20 protein-coding genes, 2 rRNA genes and 12 pseudogenes (1 of these 34 running past the window's edge) are annotated in these 26583 nt (G+C 43.7%); 1 reads left to right on the forward strand and 33 read right to left on the reverse strand.

The window, feature by feature from the left end; translation table 11 throughout:
• Positions 1 to 12 precede the first annotated feature (12 nt).
• The 14 genes and pseudogenes from QNH10_RS21005 to metG form a co-directional block, all read right to left on the reverse strand.
• Entirely contained in the window at positions 13 to 285 is a 273-nt protein-coding gene (locus tag QNH10_RS21005; RefSeq protein WP_430541087.1) for a transposase family protein, read from the reverse strand.
• 170 nt (positions 286 to 455) lie between these two features.
• Positions 456 to 751: pseudogene (gene spoVG / locus QNH10_RS02410) on the reverse strand (septation regulator SpoVG).
• Positions 752 to 1182: 431 nt separating this feature from the next.
• Positions 1183 to 2184: pseudogene (locus tag QNH10_RS02415) on the reverse strand (ISL3 family transposase); the annotation flags it as partial.
• Positions 2185 to 2434: 250 nt separating this feature from the next.
• Complete coding sequence (locus QNH10_RS02420; protein WP_283733386.1) at positions 2435 to 2809, reverse strand: RidA family protein; 375 nt, start codon at positions 2807 to 2809, stop codon at positions 2435 to 2437.
• Positions 2806 to 3639, reverse strand: coding sequence for a pur operon repressor (purR, locus tag QNH10_RS02425; protein WP_283733387.1), 834 nt, complete (start codon positions 3637 to 3639; stop codon positions 2806 to 2808). Before purR ends, QNH10_RS02420 begins: the two co-directional genes overlap by 4 nt.
• A 56-nt stretch (positions 3640 to 3695) precedes the next feature.
• Positions 3696 to 4563 (reverse strand): annotated as a pseudogene (ispE, locus tag QNH10_RS02430) (4-(cytidine 5'-diphospho)-2-C-methyl-D-erythritol kinase).
• A gap of 167 nt (positions 4564 to 4730) precedes the next feature.
• Positions 4731 to 4933: pseudogene (locus QNH10_RS02435) on the reverse strand (small, acid-soluble spore protein, alpha/beta type).
• Between the two features lie 126 nt (positions 4934 to 5059).
• The gene (veg, locus tag QNH10_RS02440; protein ID WP_283733388.1) at positions 5060 to 5326 is read right to left on the reverse strand and encodes a biofilm formation stimulator Veg; all 267 of its coding nucleotides are present in this window, start codon (positions 5324 to 5326) and stop codon (positions 5060 to 5062) included.
• A gap of 144 nt (positions 5327 to 5470) precedes the next feature.
• Positions 5471 to 6351, reverse strand: a pseudogene (gene rsmA / locus QNH10_RS02445) (16S rRNA (adenine(1518)-N(6)/adenine(1519)-N(6))-dimethyltransferase RsmA).
• Positions 6344 to 6903, reverse strand: a pseudogene (gene rnmV / locus QNH10_RS02450) (ribonuclease M5). Before rnmV ends, rsmA begins: the two co-directional pseudogenes overlap by 8 nt.
• A 234-nt stretch (positions 6904 to 7137) precedes the next feature.
• Positions 7138 to 7254, reverse strand: a complete 117-nt coding sequence (locus QNH10_RS21010; protein ID WP_430541088.1) for a 3D domain-containing protein — start codon at positions 7252 to 7254, stop codon at positions 7138 to 7140.
• A 290-nt stretch (positions 7255 to 7544) separates the two neighbouring features.
• Positions 7545 to 8351, reverse strand: a pseudogene (locus tag QNH10_RS02455) (resuscitation-promoting factor); the annotation flags it as partial.
• Positions 8352 to 8481: 130 nt separating this feature from the next.
• Positions 8482 to 9252, reverse strand: coding sequence for a TatD family hydrolase (locus QNH10_RS02460; protein ID WP_283733389.1), 771 nt, complete (start codon positions 9250 to 9252; stop codon positions 8482 to 8484).
• 122 nt (positions 9253 to 9374) lie between these two features.
• Positions 9375 to 11334 (reverse strand): annotated as a pseudogene (gene metG, locus QNH10_RS02465) (methionine--tRNA ligase).
• A gap of 313 nt (positions 11335 to 11647) precedes the next feature.
• Here metG and abrB point away from each other — a divergent pair.
• Entirely contained in the window at positions 11648 to 11923 is a 276-nt protein-coding gene (gene abrB / locus QNH10_RS02470) for a transition state genes transcriptional regulator AbrB (protein ID WP_283733390.1), read from the forward strand.
• Positions 11924 to 11980: 57 nt separating this feature from the next.
• Here the strand turns inward: abrB and rsmI are convergent, their stop codons facing one another.
• The 19 genes and pseudogenes from rsmI to QNH10_RS02565 form a co-directional block, all read right to left on the reverse strand.
• Positions 11981 to 12856 (reverse strand): 16S rRNA (cytidine(1402)-2'-O)-methyltransferase, encoded by an 876-nt coding sequence (rsmI, locus tag QNH10_RS02475; RefSeq protein ID WP_283733391.1) that lies wholly within the window; start codon positions 12854 to 12856, stop codon positions 11981 to 11983.
• Positions 12834 to 13121: a GIY-YIG nuclease family protein gene (locus QNH10_RS02480; protein WP_283733392.1), complete on the reverse strand. Its 288-nt coding sequence runs from the start codon at positions 13119 to 13121 to the stop codon at positions 12834 to 12836. The genes rsmI and QNH10_RS02480 overlap by 23 nt, the downstream gene beginning before the upstream one ends.
• Positions 13105 to 13853: pseudogene (locus QNH10_RS02485) on the reverse strand (tRNA1(Val) (adenine(37)-N6)-methyltransferase). The gene QNH10_RS02480 and the pseudogene QNH10_RS02485 overlap by 17 nt, the downstream one beginning before the upstream one ends.
• 61 nt (positions 13854 to 13914) lie before the next feature.
• On the reverse strand, positions 13915 to 14244 hold the full coding sequence (gene yabA, locus QNH10_RS02490) for a DNA replication initiation control protein YabA (RefSeq protein ID WP_283734550.1): 330 nt from the start codon (positions 14242 to 14244) through the stop codon (positions 13915 to 13917).
• Positions 14245 to 14287: 43 nt separating this feature from the next.
• A pseudogene (locus QNH10_RS02495) lies at positions 14288 to 14973 on the reverse strand (PSP1 domain-containing protein).
• 133 nt (positions 14974 to 15106) lie between these two features.
• Positions 15107 to 16111 (reverse strand): DNA polymerase III subunit delta', encoded by a 1005-nt coding sequence (gene holB, locus QNH10_RS02500; protein ID WP_283733393.1) that lies wholly within the window; start codon positions 16109 to 16111, stop codon positions 15107 to 15109.
• A gap of 54 nt (positions 16112 to 16165) precedes the next feature.
• Positions 16166 to 16606 (reverse strand): YaaR family protein, encoded by a 441-nt coding sequence (locus QNH10_RS02505; protein ID WP_283733394.1) that lies wholly within the window; start codon positions 16604 to 16606, stop codon positions 16166 to 16168.
• A gap of 20 nt (positions 16607 to 16626) precedes the next feature.
• Positions 16627 to 16956 carry a cyclic di-AMP receptor DarA gene (locus tag QNH10_RS02510; RefSeq protein WP_283733395.1) on the reverse strand — a complete coding sequence of 110 codons (330 nt, stop codon included), beginning with the start codon at positions 16954 to 16956 and terminating at the stop codon, positions 16627 to 16629.
• A 145-nt stretch (positions 16957 to 17101) separates the two neighbouring features.
• Positions 17102 to 17744: pseudogene (gene tmk / locus QNH10_RS02515) on the reverse strand (dTMP kinase).
• 18 nt (positions 17745 to 17762) lie between these two features.
• Positions 17763 to 19052 (reverse strand): aminotransferase class I/II-fold pyridoxal phosphate-dependent enzyme, encoded by a 1290-nt coding sequence (locus tag QNH10_RS02520; protein WP_347177967.1) that lies wholly within the window; start codon positions 19050 to 19052, stop codon positions 17763 to 17765.
• Between the two features lie 202 nt (positions 19053 to 19254).
• A complete protein-coding gene (locus tag QNH10_RS02525; RefSeq protein WP_283733396.1) occupies positions 19255 to 20406 on the reverse strand; it encodes an ABC transporter permease in 1152 nt (383 codons plus the stop codon).
• A gap of 12 nt (positions 20407 to 20418) precedes the next feature.
• Positions 20419 to 21210 (reverse strand): ABC transporter permease, encoded by a 792-nt coding sequence (locus QNH10_RS02530; RefSeq protein WP_283733397.1) that lies wholly within the window; start codon positions 21208 to 21210, stop codon positions 20419 to 20421.
• A complete protein-coding gene (locus tag QNH10_RS02535) occupies positions 21207 to 21605 on the reverse strand; it encodes an ABC transporter permease (protein ID WP_283733398.1) in 399 nt (132 codons plus the stop codon). Before QNH10_RS02535 ends, QNH10_RS02530 begins: the two co-directional genes overlap by 4 nt.
• An 11-nt stretch (positions 21606 to 21616) precedes the next feature.
• Positions 21617 to 22545, reverse strand: a pseudogene (locus QNH10_RS02540) (ABC transporter ATP-binding protein).
• Between the two features lie 134 nt (positions 22546 to 22679).
• Positions 22680 to 23333, reverse strand: coding sequence for a response regulator (locus QNH10_RS02545; RefSeq protein WP_283733399.1), 654 nt, complete (start codon positions 23331 to 23333; stop codon positions 22680 to 22682).
• Positions 23330 to 23890, reverse strand: coding sequence for a sensor histidine kinase (locus QNH10_RS02550; RefSeq protein ID WP_283733400.1), 561 nt, complete (start codon positions 23888 to 23890; stop codon positions 23330 to 23332). The genes QNH10_RS02545 and QNH10_RS02550 overlap by 4 nt, the downstream gene beginning before the upstream one ends.
• Complete coding sequence (locus tag QNH10_RS02555; protein ID WP_283733401.1) at positions 23887 to 24492, reverse strand: hypothetical protein; 606 nt, start codon at positions 24490 to 24492, stop codon at positions 23887 to 23889. The genes QNH10_RS02550 and QNH10_RS02555 overlap by 4 nt, the downstream gene beginning before the upstream one ends.
• Positions 24493 to 24798: 306 nt before the next feature.
• Positions 24799 to 24914 (reverse strand): 5S ribosomal RNA (rrf, locus tag QNH10_RS02560).
• A gap of 83 nt (positions 24915 to 24997) precedes the next feature.
• Positions 24998 to 26583, reverse strand: a 23S ribosomal RNA gene (locus QNH10_RS02565); it runs 1340 nt beyond the window's last position.

Genomic DNA, 26583 nt, shown 5'->3' on the forward strand with positions numbered 1-26583 from the left:
TAGCGTTGATACTTATCCACGAAGGGGATGTCTCGAGAAGCGCTTTCCGCATGAACAGGCATACCTACGACGTTTATAAAAAAGAACTGTTAAACGTTCAAACCACTTGAGGTGCTTGATCTTCTGAATGCGATAATCATGAATCTTAGTTGTCATTGCCCCACATGCAGGGCATTTGTGGGGCTTCCTTGGAAGCGAAACATGAAGTGCAGTCCGCTCTCCGACCTCTTCTATCTTTTCAATGTTTACATCTTTTAATCCTGGAATATTCATGTTAGAATTCATGTGCACGTATCACCTTTCGTTTACTTGTTTCTCGACAATTCAAGTATAAAAGAAATGGTGATTTACGTGCATTTTTTTATTGAATTTGTATGCGAACACCCCAACAAATATTATAGAACCGCAAAATGCAGAACAAGATTTGGTTAAATCCAGTTCTGCTGCTTCTTCTCTTATGAAGTTAATCTTAAGCGCCGGCTTCTTCCATATCCTTTTTCCTCAACCATATGGTAGGCGGACAGAACCGCTTCTTGAACTTTCATTCTTGCCGATGTGTTGATGGATGTGCTACATCACGGAAATCTCCTTCAGGAGTCCGCTTGCTTGGCATGGCAACAAATAATCCTTCATTTCCTTCAATGACTCGGATATCGTGTACGACAAATTCTCCATCCAAGGTAATCGACGCGATAGCTCTCATTCTGCCATCTGTTTCTACCTTCCTTAATCTTACATCTGTTATTTCCATTCTCTTCCCACTCCCCTTTAATAACATCCAGCTTTAGGCACTAAGTAAACGCCCTGGCTTTTGTTTTTACAATGCATAGTATCTATATTCTGCAAAAGTCATCATTTTCCTTTTTATTTTCAAAAGTTTTTTTAATAGACTCAAAATACGCTTTAATCCATATAAAAAGAGAAAAACCCGCTCATTTATTTTGGTTCTAAATCAAATGTTGGGGTGATGTGATTTGCACACCACCCTTTAACTTAAATTATGCTATGAGAATGTTGATTTGCGCTACAGGCGGACGCTTTCCGCCGGCATGGCTTCAGCCGCTTCCCTCGCTTTGCTCAGTCCAGGGTCTTCAGCTCATGCTATTCCGGCAGGAGTCGCCGCCTTTCGCTCCAATCAAAGAATCTCTTTTAAACCTATAACGCCGTAAAGAAATCCTATCCTTAACCTAAATGAGTACCGATTTCTTTATATCGAATGTTTAATAATATCTTTGCCTTAAAGTGATCGAAGCGTCTAAAACCATAGGCATTGCGCTTCATCACTTTTGTTTTATTATTAATTCCCTCTAGAAAACCGTTGGAATACTTGAAGCCGAAACTATTCAAGATCTCAACTTGCCAGTTTCTAAATGTTTGAATGGCTTTTGAAAACGCCGGAATACCAGCTTCCTCTACCTTGCGGTAAAAGTCCTCTAGTCCGGCTCTTCACTTCTGCCATATCCTCAGCGGTCTTCGCCCAGTCAAACCACTCACAGTACGCCTCTTTCAGTTCATATGCCTTTTTCAATTCATCAGACATGCCTAAATACCCATTTAAATACCAACGGTTTTTTTCCGTTAATTTATCGTTACGCTTATATAATACATGTCGCATTCTTTTACATTTCTTGCGGTCATATGCATGCCATTCCTTCTGCACTTTCCGGCGAACTTCATCAATCGCCCAGTAGATATACCGACAATAATGGAATCGGTCTGCGACAATGACGGGGCGTCCCAAGGCCTTTTTCACAGCTGCCTTAAAGCTCGGATTCATATCCATGACCACTAATTCAACGTCAGCTCCGTGTTGGCGGAGATAATCTTGAATCGTTTCTTTCTGCGGTTTGGCAAGATATCCAGAGGTTCGTGTGTTTCTGCGTTCGCTATAATCAACTGGTACGTACCGGCATCCGTATCGCCTTTGTATTCATCCATCGCAATGGCTTTTGGTAACCGGACGCCATTGGTCATCTGCTCTTTCGCCACTTCCTTGAACCGTCGGATCACGGTCGAGCTGGAGGTGCCGAGTACCTCTCCTGCTTCTTTAAATGTTTTGGCCTTGACTGATCGGATACGCACGACTTGATTCCACTCTTTAGTGTAGCGTTGATACTTATCCACGAAAGGGGATGTCTCAGAGAAACGCTTTCCACAAGAACAGGCATACCTCCTACGTCTATGTTTCTACCTTCCTTAATCTTACATCTGTTATTTCCATTCTCTTCCCACTCCCCTTTAATAACATCCAGCTTTAGGCACTAAGTAAACGCCCTGGCTTTTGTTTTTACAATGCATAGTATCTATATTCTGCAAAAGTCATCATTTTCCTTTTTATTTTCAAAAGTTTTTTTAATAGACTCAAAATACGCTTTAATCCATATAAAAAAGAGAAAAACCCGCTCATTTATTTTGAGCGGGTTTACGTTTTTGATTATTCTGCGAGAGCGATAACTTCTATTTCGACTGATGCGTCTTTTGGAAGTCGTGCCACCTCTACCGTTGAACGGGCAGGAGTATGTGAACCAAAATGTTGTGCATAGATATCATTTAAAGCAGCAAACTGATTCATATCCTTAATGAAAACCGTTGCTTTAATCACCTTATCAAGTGATGATCCTGCTTCTTCCAATACAGCCTTCAAGTTCGCAAAAACTTGGTTGGTTTGCTCCTCAATCGTCCCTTCCAGAAGCAACCCGTCCGGTGTCATTGGCAATTGCCCGGATGTATACACAAATCCGTTTACCTTTACGGCCTGTGCATAAGGTCCAATTGCTTTCGGTGCATTTTCTGTAGCTACATAATTCATCCTTCATTTCCACCCTTCTTAAAATAATTGCCTTCTTCCAGTTCAATCGTACGATCCTTTTCATTCATAGTGCGAAGCTTGACTAAAGATAAATAATCATCGACGAGGACTTCCTCGGTATGTTCAGCTTCGACAAGTACAGCAATCCCAGCAAGTACACAATCGAATTCTTCCAACAAGTTTTTCATGCCGGCCATAGTTCCTCCGGCCTTCATAAAATCATCGGTGATCAAAACTCTTTGACCGCTTTTCATGCTTCTCTTCGATAATAACATTGTCTGAATTCTTCGTGTAGAACCAGATACATAATTAATGCTGACGGTCGATCCCTCTGTCACTTTGCTGTCCCTTCGAACAATGACGACAGGCACATTCAAATGGCGCGCAATCGCATGCGCAATGGAAATACCCTTCGTAGCAACTGTCATAATCACATCAATTTCCATATCCCCGAAAGCCGATGCAAATACTTTCCCGATGCGGTCCATAATTTTCGGATTCCCTAAGAAATCCGTCATATATAAATAACCGCCGGGTAAAAGACGATCCGATCGACCAAGACTTTCCTTAATAACCGCCATCACTTCCCGGACTTCCGATTCAGTGACACGCGGGATATACTTCACTCCACCTGCAGCGCCTGATACAGTAATTAGTTTGCCTGTTCCGTTCTCTTCAAACGTCTCTTTGACAATTGATAAGTCTTCGCTTATGGATGACTTAGCAGCCTGGTAACGCTCGGAAAAGTAAGTCAACGGGATGAGTGAGTGCGGATTTTCCAGTAGATGACGAGTCATATCGACTAATCTTTCGCTCCTTTTCCACTTCAAAAACAACAACCCCTAAATCCGAATATTTTAATGTACAGTATCATAAACGTACGTGTTTAATCAAGGATAAAACGTTCCCCCGTCATCCTTACTGCATGGACTTCCTTACAAAAACCCTTGAGTCCATTATATATCCTTGAGACACGTGCTTCTTGCCTAACGAAACCGAAAACTGTTGGTCCACTTCCGCTCATCAAAACAGCGTCTGCTCCAAATTGTTCCATTTTCTTTTTTAGGATGACCACTTGCGGATGTAGATTCATCGTTACTGGCTCAAGTACATTTCCTAAAGTGCTGCACATTTTGTTATAATCCCCGGAATTCAATGCATCCAACATACCTGCTGTATCAGGATGCTTGATGGATGAGAGATCCAGGTTTTTATAAATATCTGCAGTTGAGACAGAAATCGCTGGCTTCGCAAGGATAACCCAGCAATTCGGCGGGGCCGGAAGATGCTGTATCTTTTCCCCTCGCCCTTTCGCAAGTGCTGTACCACCATGAACACAGAAGGACACATCTGATCCTGATCCTAGCTCCTATATCTGCCAATTCATCCACACTTAGCCGAAGGTTCCAAAGTCTATTGAGTCCGCGAAGGGTAGCAGCTGCGTCTGAACTCCCGCCTGCAAGACCTGCAGCCACTGGAATTTTCTTGTTTAATGTGATTTCGACCCCTTCACGGATTTTAAATTGTCGTCTAAGTAGGTCAGCTGCTTGATAGGCGAGGTTTTTTCGATCGTTCGGCACAAATTGCTCGGACACTTTTATCGTAATTAATCCGTCATGTGCTGGTCGTAGCCAAACCTGGTCTGCCAAATCGACTGTCGTCATAATCATTTCCACTTCGTGGAAACCGTCATCACGTTTATGTAGGACATCAAGCGTCAGGTTGATTTTGGCAGGTGCCTTTTCATATAACATTAGGGCCCCTCCTTTCTAGCTTGTCTTTGTTCCCTATTTTACCATAGGGTGTAGGGATTGCACCCTGTAATTATTAGTGACTGTTTGTTTTATTTATGTAAGGTAAGGAAAAAAAGAGCTGTACGACGTCTGAAACGACATCCATACAGCTCTTCCATTGTCAGTCCTTAGAGTCGAAAGGTAATCTTAGCTATTGTTTTTTTTTCCGCCATTCCGCGTTCAGCCATTTGAATGGCATGTTTCACCATATTACCGGCATCCGTGACTTGATTCCTCCCCAACCTTCGCGCTGAACAACATCGTAAAAGCCTAGCTCTTTCGCAATCTCTTCTTTCAAGTGCTCGGACATTATACTTCGTCTTCTAGCCATTAGGTTTTCCTCCTTTTCGACTGACACACCTAGTATGAGCAAGAACAATAAAAAAACACCTATGCGCTCCAGAGGAGGTTGCATAGGTGTTTTTAATCTAAAAACAGTAAATAATAGCCATGAAAATTACTTGATGCTAAACGCGGTTGCGTCTCCATCATCCAGAACTGTTATTTCGACAGCTTCTGTCAAAATATCCGCGTAGCTGTAAGATACCCTTTCAAAAGCATTTTCGTCCTGGTCCAGTTCTACAACAAAAACTGCCCGATACGTCTCACGCAGGACTCCGGCACGTTCGATTGTTTTCTTACGGCCGCCGTTTGCCCTTAAATGCAAACGTTTCCCCAAGTGAGCATCCAATGACTTCTTAATGTCCGCTAATGTTTTTGGCACGTCGCTTACACCTCACTGGATATAAGTATAACACTTTTAAAAAGTTCTGTCAATTAAAATGAGAATTTTAACAGTAAGCACTTATCTTTGTCAATTCTTTTTTCGCTATTTTCCCCATTATCATTTTTTAACGTCCTAAATTTGTCAAGATTCTTTGAAATCCGCGTAGAGTGCATTCGCCAATTTCCCGAATTCCTCGATGGACAAAGTCTCTCCTCTTCTACCGGGATCCATACCAATGCGTTCAAACGCTTGAAGGATTTGCTCTTTCTTCGCCTTGCCATTTTGCAAGGAGGACTGAAGATTGTTCAGTAGCGTCTTTCTGCGCTGTACAAACGAGCCCCTGGCCACCTTGAATAGAAAATCTTCATCAATAACCTCGACAGGCGGTTCCGCTTTTTTGTCAATTTGAGGACCGCAGATTCGACATTCGGTTGTGGAATGAATACAGTCTTCGGCACAATCATCGATACTTCGGCATCCATGTAGTATTGCACAGCAATTGATAGGGAGCCATAAGCTTTCGTGCTTGGTGATGCCGTTATCCGATCCGCCACTTCCTTTTGCATCATAATGACCATGGCGCGTATTGGAACTTTGCCAAGAAGGAATTTCATAATAATTGGAGTCGTTACGTAATAGGGAGATTTGCCACAACGACGATATCGTCAAAACCGCTAAATTGTTCCTCGACAATCCCATTTAAATCCGCCTCTAAAACGTCCTGGTTAATGATTTCGACATTATTATAAGGTGATAAAGTATCCTCCAATACCGGTAGAAGGCGTTGATCGATTTCAAACGCGACGACCTTTTTTGCAGATCTTGCAAGGTGCTCTGTTAGCGCCCATACCGGGACCAACCTCAATAACACCAGTCCGGTCCGTCAAATCGGCATGCGATACTATATTTCGTAAAATATTTGGGTCGATTAAAAAGTTTTGTCCTAAACTCTTTTTGAAAGAAAAACCGTGTTTTTCCAAAATCTCCTTCGTTCTTGCAGGTGTTGCAATATCCTTATTCATGGTCTTCCTCCTCTTGCAGGACTTTCAATGCCTCCATTAATTGATGTTGCCCAATCCGGAACATTTCAAGTCTCTTTTTCAAACCTTTACCGTTCACTTGCCCTATATATAATAACTCGCTCAACCGATCGCGTCTGCTTTTTGCGTCCGGATGACCTATTAGCCTTTCTTCCAGTAGGAATGCCAACGGAATCTCCTCTTTATTCTGCTCGTCAATCGAATAAACAGCTTCAAGTGCATTTTTGATATCTTCATCCTTTGCATGTTCAATACCTAACTTTTGACCATTTTTCGAGATTGTTTTCGATTTATGCAAAAAGGCGTGTTTAACATTGGGGATTCTCTCTCGATAATAGCCCTAATTCTTCTACCCGGATAGTCAGGATCAGTGAATACGATAACCCCTCTTGTTTCCTGGGCAAGGCGTATCTGATTCAAAGTAGCCTCATTGATAGCTGAACCATTTGTTTCGATTGTATCTGCCCCTGTTGCTCTTTTGATTGCAATGGTGTCTGATTTCCCTTCAACAACAATAATTTCCTTTATCTTCACTGTGACCCTCTTTTCGATTCGATAAATACGATGAGTTAATTTTACGTCTTGGAGCCGCTGATGTACAGGCAATCGGACAGCGAAGGGTTCATTTGCCTTAATTTCTGCGCACTTTGCAGAAATTAAGGCAGCCTTGATCAGCCCCTTACACGTATGAATTCATAAAAAAAACCGCGGGACTGGTTGAGCCCCACGGATAATAGCGGAAATAAAATTAGTCTATGACTTTAACTTTCACTTGACGGCGGCCAAAATTATAAGCCGCTGACTTGTCGGTACATGAAGATCAATCCTCTTACCTTTAATAGCCCCGCCAGTGTCCCCAGCAATTGCATATCCGTATCCTTCCACCCAAACCTTCGAACCAGCGGAATGACATCTGGATCGACGGCAATAACCTTTAGATTCGGATTAGAACGCAAATCGATACCTGTCGCCGTTGTCCCTGTACAGCCATTGCAATGTGCAGTATATGCTGTTGCAGTAACGTAAAACTCTTTGCCGCCGGACGGTGCGGACGTCCCACGGGAGACCACAGCCTTAGATTTTTTAGAAGATGTAGATGCACTTGCCACCACTACTTTGGATCCCACTGCTACAATTTTCTTTTGTGGTTCCTGAATGACTCTTTCGCCTAATAACGTACGAGATACTTCTTTGCCATTTTCTTTAACAATTTCAAACTTGCGCTCTACTGACCCCTTTTTGCCGTCTTGGACGACTTTTTCGCGTCCCTTTAGCATTTTGGCGTCACTTTTCGTTACAACCGCAAAATTTGTTGGTTCTTCCACTACATCGGTGACCTTTTCTACTCGCACGACTTCGACAACGGAATCCGGTTTGACCAAATCTTCCATCTTCCCATTTATTCTGTCGTGTTCATTCAATTGAATGTTCTCTCTCTTTAAAAAGTCAGCGACCGTAGTCGAAGTTGACCACAATGGTATCTCTTTTCCGCCATTAATAAGCGTCAATTGAAACGCTTTTTGAACGTTGATGATTTGATTTTCTTCAATATTCGAATTTAGACTTGGTGTGACGATGTCATGTTCCTGAAGGTCAACGCCAGCTTCAGATAGAATTTTTCCTACATTCAGATCTGTCGTCCAAACTTTTGTTGTTTCCTCGTCCAGTTGAATCAAAACTTGTTTTGCCTGTTCCCACCTAATCGACAATCCTTCCTCGATTGGTGTACTCACTGAGGGTATTACTAAATCGTGTTCGGCAACTTCAATATTTTCGCTATCAAGAAGTTGCCCAACTGTATGTGCAGATGTTTTAATTTCTATTTTCTCACCGTTCACTTGTAGTGTGACCGATTTCTTCGTTCCCGTGTGGAGAACAAGTGAAATAACCGCCACAAATAGGACAAATGCAAATGCAGTTATCGCTATTTGTTGACTCCTCAATGATGGGAAGAACAGATTTTTCATGGTGCTTTTTAGCATGAAAAAACTCCTCCTTTATCACTCGGCTGATTATAAAGGTTCCTCATGCGAGTGTCAACTCATTGGAACTTTATTTCCTCCCAACTTGGGAAGTTTATTCTCATGACAAGTGGACTTATCTTCTAATAATTTAATCCGTAATCCTGAAGATCTTCATTGCATTTTCGGTCGTCTTTTTCGCCACGTCTTCAACCGACAGTCCCTTCAGGCTGGCGATTTCTTCAGCTACCAATGTGACCAGCGCAGGTTCATTCCTTTTCCCTCTGTATGGGTGCGGTGCGAGGTAAGGCGCATCCGTTTCAATTAATAAATGATCCAAAGAAATTTCCGTTGCAACTTGCTTCGGCATTTTTGCATTTTTGAAAGTGACAGGGCCTCCTAGGGAAATCATGAAGTTCATGTCTATGCAATCTTTTGCAGTTTCAACACTTCCGCCATAACAATGCATGATTCCACCCGTTATCCAGGCTTCCTCCTCCTTTAAAATACGGACAACATCCCCTGTAGCATCCCGATTATGGATAATAATGGGAAGATTAACCTTTTGAGCAAGACGGATCTGCTTTCTGAACAGTTCTTGCTGAATGTCTTTCGGTGATTTATCCCAATAATAATCCAAGCCTGTTTCTCCAATACCAACAACCTTCGGATGAGCGGCAAGGGTTTCGATCCATTCCAAGTCTTCTTCCGTACAATCAATGGCGTCAACGGGATGCCAGCCAACTACGGCATAGATGAACGGATAGCGTTCCGCTAACTCCATTGCCTTTTCAATGGTAATACGGTCAAATCCTACCACTACCATCTTTTTCACATCTGCCTCAAGCGCTCGTTCAATAACTTCCTTGACGTCTTCTTCATATTGTTCTGCATTTAAATGGACATGTGTATCAATATACATAGGGATTCTCTCCTCATAAAGTTCATTCTATTGCAATAGTTTGTTACTTTCGTTACAACCAAATAACAAAACCGTTAAAAATCAAAGACGGCGCCTCTTTAGAAACGCCGTCCCCCTTTTTATTATTTCACTTTCGCACCGTTTTCTAGTGTTGGATCGACTGTCGCCAGTTTTAGGGTTCCGTTGGATTGGCCGGCTAAAATCATCCCTTGTGACAATTCGCCGCGCAACTTCACGGGTTTCAAGTTAGCGACAACAATCACCTTTTGACCAACCAATTCCTCAGGTTCGTAGTGCTCTGCGATTCCTGAGACAACTTGTCGTTGTTCATACCCCAAGTCCACTTGAAGCTTCAGTAGTTTATCTGCTTTCGGGATTCGTTCGCAGGCTGTAACAGTCGCTACTCGCAAATCCACCTTCATGAAATCATCGATTGTAATTTCATCGGCTTCTTCCACTTTTTCAATTATCTGTTCTTCCTGCTGCTCTTTCGGAGCGGTAATCGTCATTTGATCACGAATATAAACAATTTCTACCTCCGGATCAAGACGAGGGAAAATAGGAACTCCTTTTTCAACGACTTTTGTTCCTTCAGGAGTAACTTCAAAATTGCCTAATGTATCCCAAGTCAGTTTGGATTCATCAAGACCAAGCTGTTCAATAATTTGAATCGGTGATTTCGTCATGAACGGCTGTAGTAACACAGCAATTTGTTGAAGTGAAGCTGCAAGATGGGCCATGACGGATGCCAATTTTCCTTTATCCGCCTCATTCTTCGCAAGGACCCAGGGCGATGTTTCATCGATATATTTATTCGTACGAGATATGATTGACCACAGTTCGGAAAGACACACGCTGAATTGCATCTTTTCCATTGAGGTTTCATATTTCTCGATTGCTGTTGTTGTAAATTCCCGAAGGGTTGCATCGTATTCAGTCGGCTCAAGACCTTGCGTTGGAATAACGCCATCAAAGTATTTATTGATCATAGAAACAGTGCGATTCAGTAAGTTTCCAAGGTCATTTGCCAAGTCGTAATTTGTTCGCTCTACAAATGCTTCCGGTGAAAACGTGCCGTCCTGTCCAAATGGAAGTTCACGGAGTAGGAAATAACGGGTAGCGTCAAGTCCATAGCGTTCAACAAGCATTTCTGGGTAGACGACATTTCCTTTCGATTTCGACATTTTTCCGTCCTTCATCATAATGAAGCCATGGGCAAATACTTTTTTCGGTAGAGGAAGGTCAAGTGCCATCAGGAAAATCGGCCAATAGATCGTATGGAATCTTACGATATCCTTCCCTACAACATGCACATCGGCTGGCCAGTACTTCTTAAACAATGAATCTTCATCCGTATCGTAACCAAGTGCAGTGATGTAGTTCGTCAAAGCGTCAACCCAAACATATATGACATGCTTTTATCCCCTGGTACCTTGATGCCCCAGTCAAACGACATTCTGGAAACAGACAAATCTTCAAGGCCCGGTTTGATGAAGTTATTGATCATTTCATTTTTACGGGATTCTGGTCGATGAAAGTCGGATTGTCTTCATAAAATCGCAAAAGCCTATCTGCATATTTCTTCATATTAAAGAAATAGGACTCTTCCGAAACTCTTTCTACAGGTCGATGACAGTCTGGGCAATTTCCATCCTCTAATTGCGCCTCTGTAAAATAGGATTCGCAAGGTACGCATTTCCAACCTTCATATTCACCCTTATAGATATCACCATTATCAAGGAATTTCTTGAAGATTTTTTCTACGACGGATTTATGTCGTTCCTCTGTAGTTCTGATCAAGTCATCGTAAGAGATGTCCATCAGCTTCCAAAGACTTATGGCAATATCCGCAATTCCATCCACATACTTTTGCGGTGGAAGTCCTTCCTCTTCAGCTTTCTCCTGGATCTTTTGCCCATGCTCGTCCATTCCTGTTAAGAAATGAACGTCAAATCCACGTAATCTTTTATAACGGGCCATTGCATCTGATGCAACAGTCGTATACGCAGTACCGATATGAAATTTCCCGCTCGGATAATAAATCGGAGTCGTAATATAAAACGTTTTTTGTTGTTCAGCCACGAAAATACCTCCATTGTTTCAATCTATACTAACCATATTATCTAAAATTCAACAAAAGCGCTATGTAGATGGAATGAAGTTATATTGTTTTTATGGAAATGGGGTGGTATTCGCCATTCCATAGCTTACTCCCACCCTATAATTTACTATTCGTTACATAAGATATTTACCCATTTTATGGGAATCCTATTATTGTCGCAATAGTATTAAGTTAGACTTATTGACGTAAATTGGAAGAGTTGGTATGATATTAATAGACAAGAACGTGTCGTAATATGATAAAAAATATGGTCGTTTGGGAGGAAATCTTGTCATGAAATCTACAGGCATTGTAAGAAAAGTTGACGAGTTAGGCCGCGTCGTAATTCCTATTGAACTCCGTCGTACACTTGGTATTGAGCAAAAAGATTCATTGGAAATTTACGTCGATGACGACAGAATTATTTTGAAGAAATATATGCCTAATATGACATGTTCAATCACAGGTGAAGTATCCGATGATAACTTAAGTCTATTTGACGGAAAACTGATTTTAAGCCCAAAAGGTGCAAAACAGCTTATTAAAGAGTTAGAAGAAAAGCTGGATTAATATTATAATAACAATAGTAATTTCAGTCCAGAACCCTTATTGGGTTCTGGATTTTTGTTATTCATTCACATGATATTCCTGATAGACATCCCTTTTCGCTATGCCACGTTCCAACGCTACCAAACGGATTGCTTCCTTTGATGGGATCTGTTCTTTCTCCATCAATAATTCCACATGTGAAAAGACGCTAATATCCTTCCACCAGCTTTCCTCCTGATCTTCCTCCCCATCCTCATTGCCTTCAAGGATTATACAAAACTCCCCTCGGAGCTCATTCGTTTCAACCCATAAAACCGCCTCTTCTAACGTTCCGCGTAAGAATTCTTCATACCTTTTTGTCAATTCCCTAGCCAAAACGACTCGGCGGGTGGTTCCAAATGCATCGGCTATTGAGCGGATTGTTTCCTTTAGACGGTGAGGAGCTTCGTAAAAAATCAAAGTCTCTTCCTTTTGCTTAAGCTTACGGAGTTGCTCGTTTCGCTCCTTTTTCTGCCTTGAAAGAAATCCAAAAAAGGAAAACGGCTGTGTTTGGATACCCGATGCGACTAATGCACTGATAGCCGCATTTGCCCCTGGGATAGGAACGACATCATACCCGTCCTCAATCGCTTTTACTGCGATATCGTATCCCGGGTCGGATATACATGGCATTCCTGCATCACTTACTAAAGCAACTTGTTTACCTTCAGCTAAAAGGGAGAGAATCTTTTCCCCGCCCTTTTCAAGATTATGCTCATGATAGCTTATTAATGGCGTCTTAATATCGAAATGGTTGCAAAGCTTAATTGTATTCCTTGTATCCTCTGCCGCTATTATGTCGGCTTCCTGCAGCACTCTGATTGCCCTGAAAGTCATATCTTCCAAGTTTCCAATTGGGGTACCAACCAAAAACAGCTTTGCTCCGCCCGTCTCAGCACTTTTTTGTGATTGCATCCGTAACCTGCCCCTTCCTCATATAGCGTTCCTTTGCACTCCGGGTTAATTGCTTAAACTGATATTCCGCTTGCATTGCTTCACGTTTTGTTTCAAAGCTTTCCTTATAAATGCAATGGACAGGGAGTCTTGCGCGTGTATATTTTGCACCCTTGCCTTCATTATGAACGCGGATGCGCTTCTCCAAGTCATTCGTATAGCCCGCGTAATACGTGCCATCCTTACATTCCAAGACATAGAACAAATGCTTATTGATCTTGTCCATATAGTAAAAGCCTCACTTCTTCCGTATACTCCCCATCAGGGCCGTATACATATAGGGCGGTAGGATTTTCAAATCCGGTTTTCCATCTTTTATGCCCTCTATTAGTAACGTGTTCGCCTCTTTCCCTTCTTTAGGATAGACGAAACGGATTCTTTTTGGCTCAAGGCGGTTCGCACGCATTGCCGTTACAATATCGAGAAGCCTGCCGGGACGATGGACAAATGCCGCCTTGCCCCCCTGCTTCAATAGTTCGCTTGCAGATTGCACAGCTTGTTCAAGGGTTAAGTGAATTTCATGCCGTGCAATGGCGACATGTTCCTTCAGGTTTTTTTCGCTTGCTTCAATCGCCGGAAAATAAGGGGGATTGCATGTAACTGTATCATATTTTTCATAGCCAATTTTTGCAGCAATCCCGATGACATCGTCATTCACGATCCGTATTCTTTCATCTAACCCATTATAGCCAACACTTCTTTCAGCCATATCCGCAAGACGCTCCTGCAGTTCAACTGCTACAATATCTGCGTTCGTTCGAGCACTGAGAAATAGAGGAATTGCCCCGTTCCCCGCGCATAGATCGACAATCTTACCGGAACGGATCGGTACATAAGCAAATTTTGCAAGTAGGACGGCGTCGAGCGAAAAGGAAAACACGGATTGGCTTTGGATGATCCGTAAATTTTCTGCCAACAAATAATCGAGTCTTTCGTCTTCTTTTAATAAATTCTCCATTTTCTACTCCCTCAATCCATAGAAAAAAGCCGATGCCTACACAAAATAGGATCGGCTCGTTTCAAGCATGTTGTTTACTTAGGAAGGACAGGCAAAACAAGCAGTCTTCCCCTTTACGGCTGCTGCCATAATGGACATTGCAGACATGGTATCCTTCATTATATATTCGTGCCAAGTTGTCCACCCCTTCACCGATGTCGATTTTTCGGGGTTTTTCAACTGGTTGTTGTTCATTCAATGTTTCGGTTGTCTCACTTAATTCTTCAAGCCTGGTCCGGAGATGATGGTTTTCGAGTTGAAGCGAGTGGTTCTCTTCCGTCATCTTAGCCACAAATCCCATTAGTTCCCGGAATTGCTCATGCATGGATTCAAGCTGTTGCTCAAATTCCATTACCCTGTCGAGAAAGTTCCCTTCTTTCAACTTGTTCACCCCATCATTTCGTCAATTGAGCTTCAACGTTCTTTTGGCTTTTAATTTCTTCCCATGAATATTCCAAGACATGTTCCTGATCCACTAAATTCACTTGTAAAATTCTTTCAAGTAAATTCATGCCGACCACTTTTCCAGGTCCTTCAGGAGTTAGTACCCTTTCTCCGATGTCCGGCATAAGGTTTTTCGCCTCTTCATATTCATCGTTTTCATACTTTAAGCAACACATGAGCCGACCACATAATCCAGAAATCTTCGATGGATTAAGTGAAAGATTTTGATCCTTCGCCATCTTAATGGAAACCGGTTCAAAGTCCCAAGGAATGTGGAACAGCAAAGCATTCTTCCACAAGGACCAATTCCTCCAAGCATTTTCGCTTCATCCCGGACGCCAATTTGGCGAAGTTCGATACGGGTACGGAATATGGCTGCGAGATCCTTTACGAGATTTCTGAAGTCAACCCGCCCCTCAGCTGTGAAATAAAAGACAATTTTATTACGATCGAATGTATACTCCACATCGACAAGCTTCATATCTAACTCATGCTCACGTATTTTTTCGAAGCATTTACCGAAAGCCTGTTCAGCATCCATCTGATTCTCTTTCACTTGGATCTGGTCTTCGATAAGCGCTTTGCGGATAATTTTCTTAAGTGGCAAGACGACATCATTCTCATCGACTTCCTTCACCGGAATAGCAACTTTACCATATTCGATACCCCTAGCCGTCTCTACGATAACATAGTCGTCAACATCGAGATGATAGTCGAGAGGATCGAAATAATATATTTTACCCGCCTTTTTAAAGCGGACTCCTACAACATTATACAAGCATTAACCCCTCCTGCAAATTAAGCACCAGTTGTTCTATCAAAAGTGTACGGTTCATATTACTGTACAACTTTTTCTTCGCTTGAAGAACCGCTTCCATACTGGCCGATAACTGGCTATATGTCATCTTCATTGAGAGGCCACGGAAAATCTGCTGTTGATCGGGAAACGTCATTTCCGATTGCAATCCCGCTTTCATCGAAACGATATCACGGTATGCATAGAGAAGCAAGTTGAGAGCACGTTCCAAATCTTCCTTCTCTTTTACTATTGGAACCCATTCAGATTGGATGAATAGAAGCGCTTCATTCACATTGCGATCTGATGCTTCAATTAATTTTAACACTGTTTTTCGCATGTGTGCAAATTGATCATTTTCAGCTAACAACTTTGCCTGTTCGATATCCGCGGTCATCATCGTCACTGTCGCCGCCATCGTTGCGGTAATTCCTAAATCGACAAGTTTTGCTATCATTTCTTCCCTTCTTGGAGGAAGGAATGAAATGCGCTGGCACCGGGATTGGATGGTTGGCAATATAGATTGATAGGAACTGGTTAATAAAATTGCAGTCACTTCACCTTCAGGTTCTTCAAGGAATTTCAGCAACGTGTTAGCCGCTGCCACATTCATTCGGTCCGCACGGGAAATGATGTAGATTTTGCGTCCCGGTTCATACCCTTTCCTCGTCATTTGCATGATCAAGGATGACATTTGTTCCTTCTTAATGTCTTGGCCGTCCGGCTCAATCATTGTCACGTTGGGATGACTTTTTGAAGAAACCCGTCTGCAGGCATGACATGTTCCACATGGAACAGCATCCATGGGCTGTTCGCAAAGCAACAGCTTCGCAAAATGGATAGCTGCCGCTTCCTTTCCAGTTCCTGTGTCGCCATCGAATAGATAGGCATGGCCAATTCGGTTGTTTCGAAATGTTGCTTCCAATCTATCAATAACAGCTTTTTGCCGTTGTTTGATAGTAGAACCCGTCTCTTCCATGCCTTCACCTCCTACTGCAAAAAAACCGTGTTTTTAATTTCAAAAAAACACGGGTCATGTATATAAGTTAATGAGTAATCCTTTGATTTCTCCGATCTTCCCTAATAGCTCAACGGAAGTCTGTTCTTCGTCCAACAATGCTTCGGCCAATTCAAGAAGCTTTTCATCAATCGTTTGGACAATTTTCAATCCCCGACCTTCGCCGTATTGATTCCAAGTATGAGATTGTTTCAATCCCATACCCGAATCCACTGTCTCTTTTAGGAAACGGCGGACGAGCATCTTGAATTTTGCCATATCCCTTAAATTCCGTGAACGGGTTAGACGATCTCCGGCGGAAGAAATGTCTCCAAGAAGTCTTGTAATCTGTTCAGAATGCAAGCGTTCTTCCTGTTTCAGGACCATTTGGCCAAATCGGACATTCCCTTGCGGAGATCGCAAGGGGTCGTTCCGCAGTTTGTCGAGTCCTGTCCGATGGTCTCCATTCACTTTCATAACTAACTTCACCCTGTTTCTCAGAAATGATGAAATTGTTCAATCGGTAATACAAATACAGTTGCGCCGCCGACTTCTACTTCTACTGGGTAGGGGATATAGGAATCAGCGTTGCCGCCCATCGGTGATACGGGTGCTACCATTTGATCACGCGATCGGCAATTTTCACGAATTAATTCTAAAGCTTTGGGGATGAGGCCGTCATCCGTTCCGATAAGGAATGTCGTGTTTCCTGACCGTAGAAATCCCCCTGTACTGGCTAATTTTGTAGCCCGGAAATCATTTTTTGTTAAAGCTGCCGATAAACGGTTGCTGTCTTGGTCTTGTACAACTGCCACTATCAATTTCACGGTACCCTCTCCTTTTAGCTTTTTATTTATATGATATTGCACTGTTGATTTCCGCTTCGGACGGACGCTTTTAGCATCAACCAACGGAATTTCCTATTAATAATCATAGCCACAATAAAACTACATTTAGCTATACCTTATTATATCACGAATTGTCTTGAGAAATGAGTTGAGAACTTATAATTTTCCAAACATTTTCAGTTACTTCTGATAATGGGAGTGTTGCGTCTGTGCTGATGATGCGATTTGGGTATTTTTCAAGCAAAACTTTGTAGCCTTTGTAAACTTTTTGATGGAATTGCAAGGCTTCGTTGTCGAGTCGATTTGTTCCCGAACGCCGCTTTGTGCAATTCGCTGTAGCCCTTCTTCAGGAGAGATGTCGAAGAAGATGGTTAAGTCGGGCATTGTGTCTCCAATTGCGAATGCGTTGATGGACATGACGTCGTCCATCCCGAGTCCTCTTGCATAGCCCTGGTAGGCAAGTGAGCTATCGATGAAGCGGTCGCAAAGGACGATTTTCCCTCATGTATCGCAGGGATAATTCTTTCGACGAGATGCTGCCTACGTGCTGAAGCATATAGGAGAGCCTCCGTTCTGCCGTCCATTTCCTGATGATCGTTATCGAGAATGATGGCCCGGATCTTTTCGGAGATGCGGATGCCACCCGGCTCACGGGTTAGAATCCCTTCCAATCCTTCCTTTTGCATTCTCTTATATATTTCTGCAATCACAGTTGTTTTTCCTGCACCTTCGGGACCTTCAAATGTGATAAATTTTCCTTTTGACATGATTAATTCCTCCGAACTTCATTTCAATACAAACAGCTCTTTTTCTTCAAGGCGACTAACGCCCTGGAATCTTGCCCCTGCTTCTATTAAAGCAGATAATGCCCTAATATGGTGCTCCGTGATTCTTTCACCTTTGATCAACAGTGGAATTCCGGGAGGATAAGGGATTAAAGATGCTGCAGCGACGTAGCCTACCGCGTTATCCATTGGTATCCATTCGGTTTCCATGTCAGCTAAGTTAGATGGAGGGAATGCGAGCATGGAGATTCCGTCAGGCCAAGCGGCCATGTCTAAGAAATTATGGTTATCATCTACTTTACCCAAGTTAGTGACTGCTGCAATCATTTTTTTCTTCCACTCTTTTAAAGGAGGATTAGATTCCCTGTTCCACAACGGTAAAATAAGTAGGACCTGGTAAGGATCCGCAAGTTCTGCGTAAATCCCTTCTGATTCGAATGCTGCTTGCAATGCGAAGCCGGAATGGCCATCATAGCGGATCAATAGCTTCAAAGGATCGTCCGTCTCCACAATTTCCAAGTGATCGATTGCCTTCAGCTCTTGAATAAATGAAGAACGTAATTCTGTGAATTTACGTTTGTCGCTTTCCTTAAAGAATGCCGCGTAAGCCCTTGCATCATCTAAAGAAGCCATTAGTAAATACGATGGACTACTGGACTGCAGCATTTGTAAATAATATGCGATTTTTTCTTCGGAAATCAGGTTCGATCGAATGTGTAGAAATGATCCCATCGTCATGGCGGGCAGTGTCTTATGTGCGGAATGGACGACTACGTCGGCGCCAAATCGAATCGCAGAGCGTGGGAACGGCTCACCTACGATAAAATGTGCCCCATGTGCTTCATCGACTAAGACGGGGATGGAACAGGCATGGCATAAATCGATAATCTTCTTTACCCCCTTCCCAGTCACGCCATAATACGTCGGGTATGTTAGGAGGACGGCTTTCGCTTGCGGATGTGCAGCGAGTGCTTCTTCCACCTGCTCCGGTTTTAAGACACCAGGTGTCCGTGTATGCGAATCCCACGGAGGAGATAGAAACACTGGAGTTGCACCCGTCAATTCAATCGCATGGAACACCGATTTATGTGCATTACGCTGGACAATTATTGTGTCTCCTTTCCCGCAAGCGGCATAAATCATTGCCAAGTTCCCTACAGTGGAGCCATTGACGAGGAAAAAACTTCTGTTTGACCCGTAAAGAGCGGACAACAGGCTTTCTGCTTCCTGAATGACCCCTTCCGCTTCATGAAGGTCATCAAGTCCCGTAAGCTCGGTGTAATCATACAAAGAGCCTGCCGCATCCCCTCTGGCAAGCTGGATAAAAGACCATGCTTATGCCCCGGCACGTGAAATGAAACCGGGGTATGTTCTTTGAAATATTCTAACGCCTGCACGAGCGGGCGATTGGTCTGATTCATTAATTTCCCCACTTCCTTTATGACTTCTATTATAGTGGAGTGAACGTGAAAAAACACGGAAATATCCGGTGTCATGCAACCTTCATTCTCGATAGCCCAACGGAGAGGAATGCTACTGCGAATCCAAGCAAAATGATCGTGGGCATTATGATATCACCCACATTTCCCCCTTCAGCTATCAACATCGTAAACCCTTCCATTGCCCAAGTTTGCGGGACGAAGTTGGCGATCTTCTGCATAATGTCCGGGACCATACTGATTGGCCAATAGACGCCCCCAAGCATACAAGTCGAAATGATCACAAATGTACCGATGGCGTTTTGCTGCTCGACAGTCTTTACGAAGCTTGCAATGGCCATTCCGAGACCTACGACGCAAAGCAGCAAAGACGTGATAAGAAGAAGCAAAGCTGCCGGTGAGCCCCAATCGACGTCAAACATTGCTGACGATAACGCAATAAGAAGAAAAAACTGGATCCAACCTACAATGAAGAAGGATAGGAAATAACCAAGTAACACTTGGAAACGGGTGACAGGCGTCGTAAAAAGCCTTGACCAAATTCCGTCCTGCTTCGCTTCGATCAATGTGCCCGTCATCGAAAGCATCATAATCATGACGAACATAATCGAAAATCCTGCGGAGCTATATGAGATGCCCATCATCGGATTCTTTGAGGAGCCATCGTTTGTTCTTTGTTCGGTCCACGCTTGGATCATCCCTTCGTTCTGATTGAGCTTCTCGTAGATGGATTCCCAGCTTTTATTGAAATAAGAACTGCCCACCTGCGATGCCGCCACGTATATGTCTATGGCTTGCATTGCCTGATTCACCTGTTGTTTAACAAGCGGCGCTGTCGCCATATTAGGTGATGGTTGAAAACTGATAGGCTGTTCATCATTACGAAGCTTATGTGCAATCCCTTTTTCCAACGTTACAATACCTTGCACCTCTTTATTTGCCAATAACTCCTCCGCCTCGCCAGATGCAACAAGCTCATACGAAATCATTTCATCGAGCATTAGTTTTTGAATAATGCCCGTGGAAAGTTCCGACCTTTCCTCGTCCACCAATGCGATTCGGAATGTTATATCCGCATCTTTTCCAAAAACACTTCCGAATAGAAATGTAAATAGCAATGGCATCCCTAACATTAAGACAATCGATGATTTTTTCTTGAATGTCCGTTTTATTTCAAAAAGGCAAATCGTTAAAATCTTCTTCATCCTGCATACCTCCTATGCAACCCGGCGGTTAAGCCGGATGGAACTAATGAGAATGGCTACAGTCCCTATACCAAGCAAAACTCCTGACGGCAACCATAACGTAGACCAAGGGGTTCCTGTCATGATTGACGTGTAGCTTGTCAATGCCCAGGAATTCGGTATTGCTGTGGCGATGTTTCGCATAACTTCTGGGAATAAAGATAAGGGCAACATCGAGCCACCTAACAATGCTAATACTTGAACCCCCATACTTCCTACGACATCCGCCATTTTTTCGCTCGTCGTAAATGCGGCTACAACCATCGCCAATCCAGCTACCGAAAAGATATAAAAGAAGGTGATGAAAAGGATTTGCAGAATAGACGAGCCCCAATCGACTTTCAATAGAAAATGAGTTGCCCCGATGAAGATTAAAAACTGAATCCACGCAAATAGACATGTGCCGATGAATTTTCCGACAAGTATCGTATGGATGGAAATTGGCGTCATCTTCAACCGTGACAACGTTTCGCTTCTTCTTTCCTGATGAAATGACTTTCCTCCCGCCATCGAGTTAAATAAAAGGAACATCGCCGCCATAGCTGCTGCGTAATATTGCATGGAAGACACCGATTCTTCCTCTGCCGGTTCGCTTACGTACGTCCGCTGTTCATACGCCACACTCTCAATTGAAGCTATAAGCTCATTTTGGATTGCCACCATATCAAGCATGTCGCCTTCTTCAGACAACAATGCCGCTTCCGTCATAATTGTAGTTGTTGAATTTGAAATCGCCTGCGACAATTGGGCGAACGTTTCAATCATCTGTTGAATAAGTGTCGCCGCTGTTTCCTGCCGGAGATTGGCATGACGACGGCACGATCTGCATCAGATCCCCATCCGTCCGGCAACAATACTCCTACATCAATTTCCCTACCATCCATCCAATCAAGCAGCTGTTTCTCCGATTCCGCCCGCTCTACCGTAATCGCTAGTCCGTCCTCACCTAATGTCCGGATTACGCCTTCTGTCATCGAGTTGGATTCAGATGAATAGACGCCTAAAATTGTTTCGGGCATGCTTCCTCCACCCATAACGCCTTTTAAGGCTGAACCCAAAATGACGGTCAGCAAAACGGGCATAATGATCATCATCAGAATGGCCTTCCGGTCCTTTAAATGGATTTTCGCATCTTTAACGGCTATCAAAAGGCTTTTCAATCTTTTCCCTCCTATTCACGCAAAGAGCGTCCCGTCAATTGCAAAAATAATGTTTCTAAATTCGCTTCCTGAAGTTGCATATTGTGAATCACTACCTCCAACCTGCCGGCAAGCAGAATCACATCCGCCACAATTTCCATTTTTGATTGCAAATGAACATCGATTTCCTCAGGTCGCACAATCACCTTTTCCACTCCATCCAACTGCTCTAACATTTCTATAAATGAAGGGCGTAATGAATCAACCGTGAGCTTCAATACGGTGCCACCCGCCAATCGATTGCTCAAATCCCTTCTCGTACCACTTACGATAAGCTTCCCCTCATCGATTATCGCAATTCGCCTGCAAAGGTATTCGACCTCTTCCATGTAGTGGCTTGTGTAGATGACTGTCATACCTTGCTCATTCAATGTTTTGACCGTCTCCAAAATATGTTTCCTCGATTGAGGGTCGATGCCAACTGTCGGTTCATCCATGATGAGAAGCTGTGGACGATGCATGAGAGCAGCCCCTATATTGATGCGCCGCTTCATGCCGCCTGAAAAGGTATCAATACGTCCTTTCGCCCGTTCGGTTAGTCCGACAATCTCCAATACTTCTTTTGCTCGGGCCTTTGCAACTTTACCCGAAAGACCGTACATCTTCCCCCAAAAAATTAGATTGTCTATCCCTGACATTGTTGGATAAGCGCGATGTCTTGCGGCACGACGCCTATCATCTGTTTAATTTCCTTCAAATTTTTTCCGACCAGTTTTCCGTCAACAAGAATCTCCCCCGCTAAGGGCGGAACGAGTCCGCAAATCATAGAAATGAGCGTCGACTTCCCTGCTCCATTCGGACCTAACAACCCGAATGATTCGCCTTTTTCAATTTTAAATGAAACCCCTTTAATGACTTCGCGTGTACCATAACTCTTTTTTACGTTCGAAAGTGTAAGCATTACCCGCAGCCTCCTTCTTTACTTTATCTTATAGAGGAAGCCTCCATTTTCCATCGAGCGCGCGATAGATTTTGAAGGCATGAAAAAAACGGCATCGATATGCCGTTTTTCATAGGTCTATGCAAAAAGTAATATCAAAACGTGGTAATTCCGTGACGTACAGCATAAATGGCCGCTTGTGTCCGATCGCGAAGTCCAAGCTTTTGAATTACATTGGAGACATGATTTTTTACCGTCCCTTCAGTAATGAATAATGCATCCGCAATTTCCCGATTGTTTAGTCCTTCCCCTAAAAGGTTCAATACCTCCACTTCCCGATCCGATAATTCCTTAAGCCTTGCCGGCAATTCCGTCATGTTAGCGTGATTGTTCACTCTAAGCTCTGTCAGTACTTGCGATGTGAATTCCTTCGGTAGTACGACACCGCCATGATGTACGGTGAGAATTGCCTGGACAATCGTATCCGTCGGCATATCCTTCAGTAAATATCCATTCGCTCCTTCTTCAAGCGCGTCAAATATATATTCACTATCATTGAAAGTAGTCAATATCAATACTTTCACATCTGGAAGAGAATCCTTTATAAGTTTCGTTCCTTCAACCCCATTTACCCCTGGCATCCTAATATCCATTAAAACGATATCCGGAAGAAGAATCACCGCTTTATCCAAAGCATCTTTCCCATCCATCGCCGTCCCCACGACTTCAATTTCCGGGCGTAAGCCAAGCAACGTACTAAGACCTTCTCTCACCAGCGGTTGATCATCGACAATCATAATCTTAATCATCCTGTCACCCCCGTTGCAATTCGTTGAAGAGGAAAAGAAACCATGATTTCAAAGCCTTCTCCTTCAATGCTTTCAATTCTGAATGAACCTCCATGCTCCGTCACGCGTTCTTTCATATTAATTAAACCAAAATTAGGTGTAATGTTTTTTTCCCCTTTTCCATCATCTTTAATTTCAACGCGTACCTCTTCTTCGAATATATGTATATTCACGATACATGTATCCGCATTCCCATGCTTTTTTGCATTCGTCACCCCTTCCTGCACAATTCTTTTGATTGTAGGTTGATAGGTCAATGGGATTTCAGCAGTTCCCCCAATTATGAGTAACCGAGTTTCCATAAGCGTCATTGAAGAAAACTCATCTAAAAGCCCTTGTAGCACCTCTTGAAAAGAAGCCTCTTGGTAATCCTCTTTCAACGTTCTAACAGACATACGGATTTCATGAAGAGCATCCCGTGTCAACTGCTCACAAATGCCAAGAACCTCTTTTGCCTTTCTGGAATCCCGAACTGCCATTTCGCTCGCAACTTGCAACTGGACAATCAAGGCAGTCATCTTGTGGCCAACTGTATCATGAATCTCCGGGCAATTTCATTTCTCTCACGAATCACCGTCAACTCTTCCACTTGCTCCGCATAGTCCTTCAACTGACGATGCGCAGCCTGCAAAGCCCCGTGCGACTCATTTAATTGCTTATATTGCAACGCAATCGTCTCTTTCGCATTACGAGAGTTCCGGATAAGTCCGCCAACAAATGCACCGTAAATGACGAACATCACATTGACGATATTACTTGAAACAGAAAATATGCCAGTCTGCGCGTATAACCGTAAACTGATCAGTATCCATATAGCAACAAACGCACCTGAAAAAAGCCCAAGCAATTTCTTACGGTCGTACAGCAAGAAAACAGTAGTTGAAAAAACTCCGAAAAAAATCAAATATAAATATCCGCTTTCGGAGAATAAAAAACCAATACCCGTAATGACGATAAAATCAATCGAGGAGCAAAGAATCCTCGTCTTCTCGCGAACGTTTGCCATTTGAATAAAATGACTAACAATGAATATGGGGATGGCACCAATTATATAGATTGTACGTCCATCCTTAATTCCGTCTGTCATTTGAAAAAAGTAACCACTCAAAATGACTAACATAGCTATACGCACTAAGGAGAATAAAAAAAGAGAGACACTTTTCACAACCACTCCCCGTTCTTTATCTATTATTCTAATAATGGACTACTGGAAATCGGAACGCAATAAGTAGATTTTTTCGGAAGTGTTGTTTTGCTCGAGTCTATTGGGGTTTTGCTCGAGTTTGGATGTGTTTTGCTCGAGTTAAAGGCAGATATGCTCGAGTTTGGGCTACTTTTGTTCATCTCGGAACTTATGTATCAATCAATTAAAAGACATTTGATTTTTTGAACACAAAAAAACCATCCCCAACAAGGGATGGCATTTGCCCGGCGACGTCCTACTCTCACAGGGGGAAGCCCCCTACTACCATCGGCGCTGAAGAGCTTAACTTCCGTGTTCGGGATGGGAACGGGTGTGACCTCTTCGCCTTCGTCACCAGACTATATAAGAACGATACTTGTTCGTTCAAAACCGGATAAAGAGACATTGTTGCTACTTCAAGTTCAACCATACTTTATAACTTAAGGTTAAGTCCTCGATCGATTAGTATCCGTCAGCTGCACGTGTCGCCACGCTTCCACCCGGACCTATCCACCTCATCATCTTTGAGGGATCTTACTTACAAATGTAATGGGAAATCTCATCTTGAGGGGGGCTTCATGCTTAGATGCTTTCAGCATTTATCCCGTCCACACATAGCTACCCAGCGATGCCTTTGGCAAGACAACTGGTACACCAGCGGTGTGTCCATCCCGGTCCTCTCGTACTAAGGACAGCTCCTCTCAAATTTCCTGCGCCCGCGACGGATAGGGACCGAACTGTCTCACGACGTTCTGAACCCAGCTCGCGTACCGCTTTAATGGGCGAACAGCCCAACCCTTGGGACCGACTACAGCCCCAGGATGCGATGAGCCGACATCGAGGTGCCAAACCTCCCCGTCGATGTGGACTCTTGGGGGAGATAAGCCTGTTATCCCCGGGGTAGCTTTTATCCGTTGAGCGATGGCCCTTCCATGCGGAACCACCGGATCACTAAGCCCGTCTTTCGACCCTGCTCGACTTGTAGGTCTCGCAGTCAAGCTCCCTTATGCCTTTGCACTCTACGAATGATGTCCAACCATTCTGAGGGAACCTTTGGGCGCCTCCGTTACACTTTAGGAGGCGACCGCCCCAGTCAAACTGCCCACCTGACACTGTCTCCTGCCGGATCACGGGCAAGGGTTAGAAGTCCAATACAGCCAGGGTAGTATCCCACCATTGCCTCCTCCGAAGCTGGCGCTCCGGATTCCAAGGCTCCTACCTATCCTGTACAGGCTGCACCGGAATTCAATATCAGGCTACAGTAAAGCTCCACGGGGTCTTTCCGTCCTGTCGCGGGTAATGCGCATCTTCACGCATATTATAATTTCACCGAGTCTCTCGTTGAGACAGTGCCCAGATCGTTACGCCTTTCGTGCGGGTCGGAACTTACCCGACAAGGAATTTCGCTACCTTAGGACCGTTATAGTTACGGCCGCCGTTTACTGGGGCTTCAATTCAAAGCTTCGCTTGCGCTGACCTCTCCTCTTAACCTTCCAGCACCGGGCAGGCGTCAGCCCCTATACGTCACCTTACGGTTTTGCAGAGACCTGTGTTTTTGCTAAACAGTCGCCTGGGCCTATTCACTGCGGCTCTCTCGGGCTTTAACACCCTACCAGAGCACCCCTCCCGAAGTTACGGGGTCATTTTGCCGAGTTCCTTAACGAGAGTTCTCGATCACCTTAGGATTCTCTCCTCGCCTACCTGTGTCGGTTTGCGGTACGGGCACCTCCCGCCTCGCTAGAGGCTTTTCTTGGCAGTGTGAAATCAGGGACTCCGGGGATAATTCCCCTCGCTATCACAGCTCAATGTTATAGGAACGGGATTTGCCTCGTTCCACACCTCACTGCTTAGACGCGCATGACCAACAGCGCGCTCACCCTATCCTTCTGCGTCCCCCATTGCTGATAACGGCGGGGAGGTGGTACAGGAATATCAACCTGTTATCCATCGTCTACGCCTTTCGGCCTCGACTTAGGTCCCGACTAACCCTGAGCGGACGAGCCTTCCTCAGGAAACCTTAGGCATTCG

Source organism: Sporosarcina thermotolerans (genome assembly GCF_030067815.1).
In the GTDB taxonomy this organism is placed as follows: Bacteria; Bacillota; Bacilli; order Bacillales_A; family Planococcaceae; genus Sporosarcina; species Sporosarcina thermotolerans.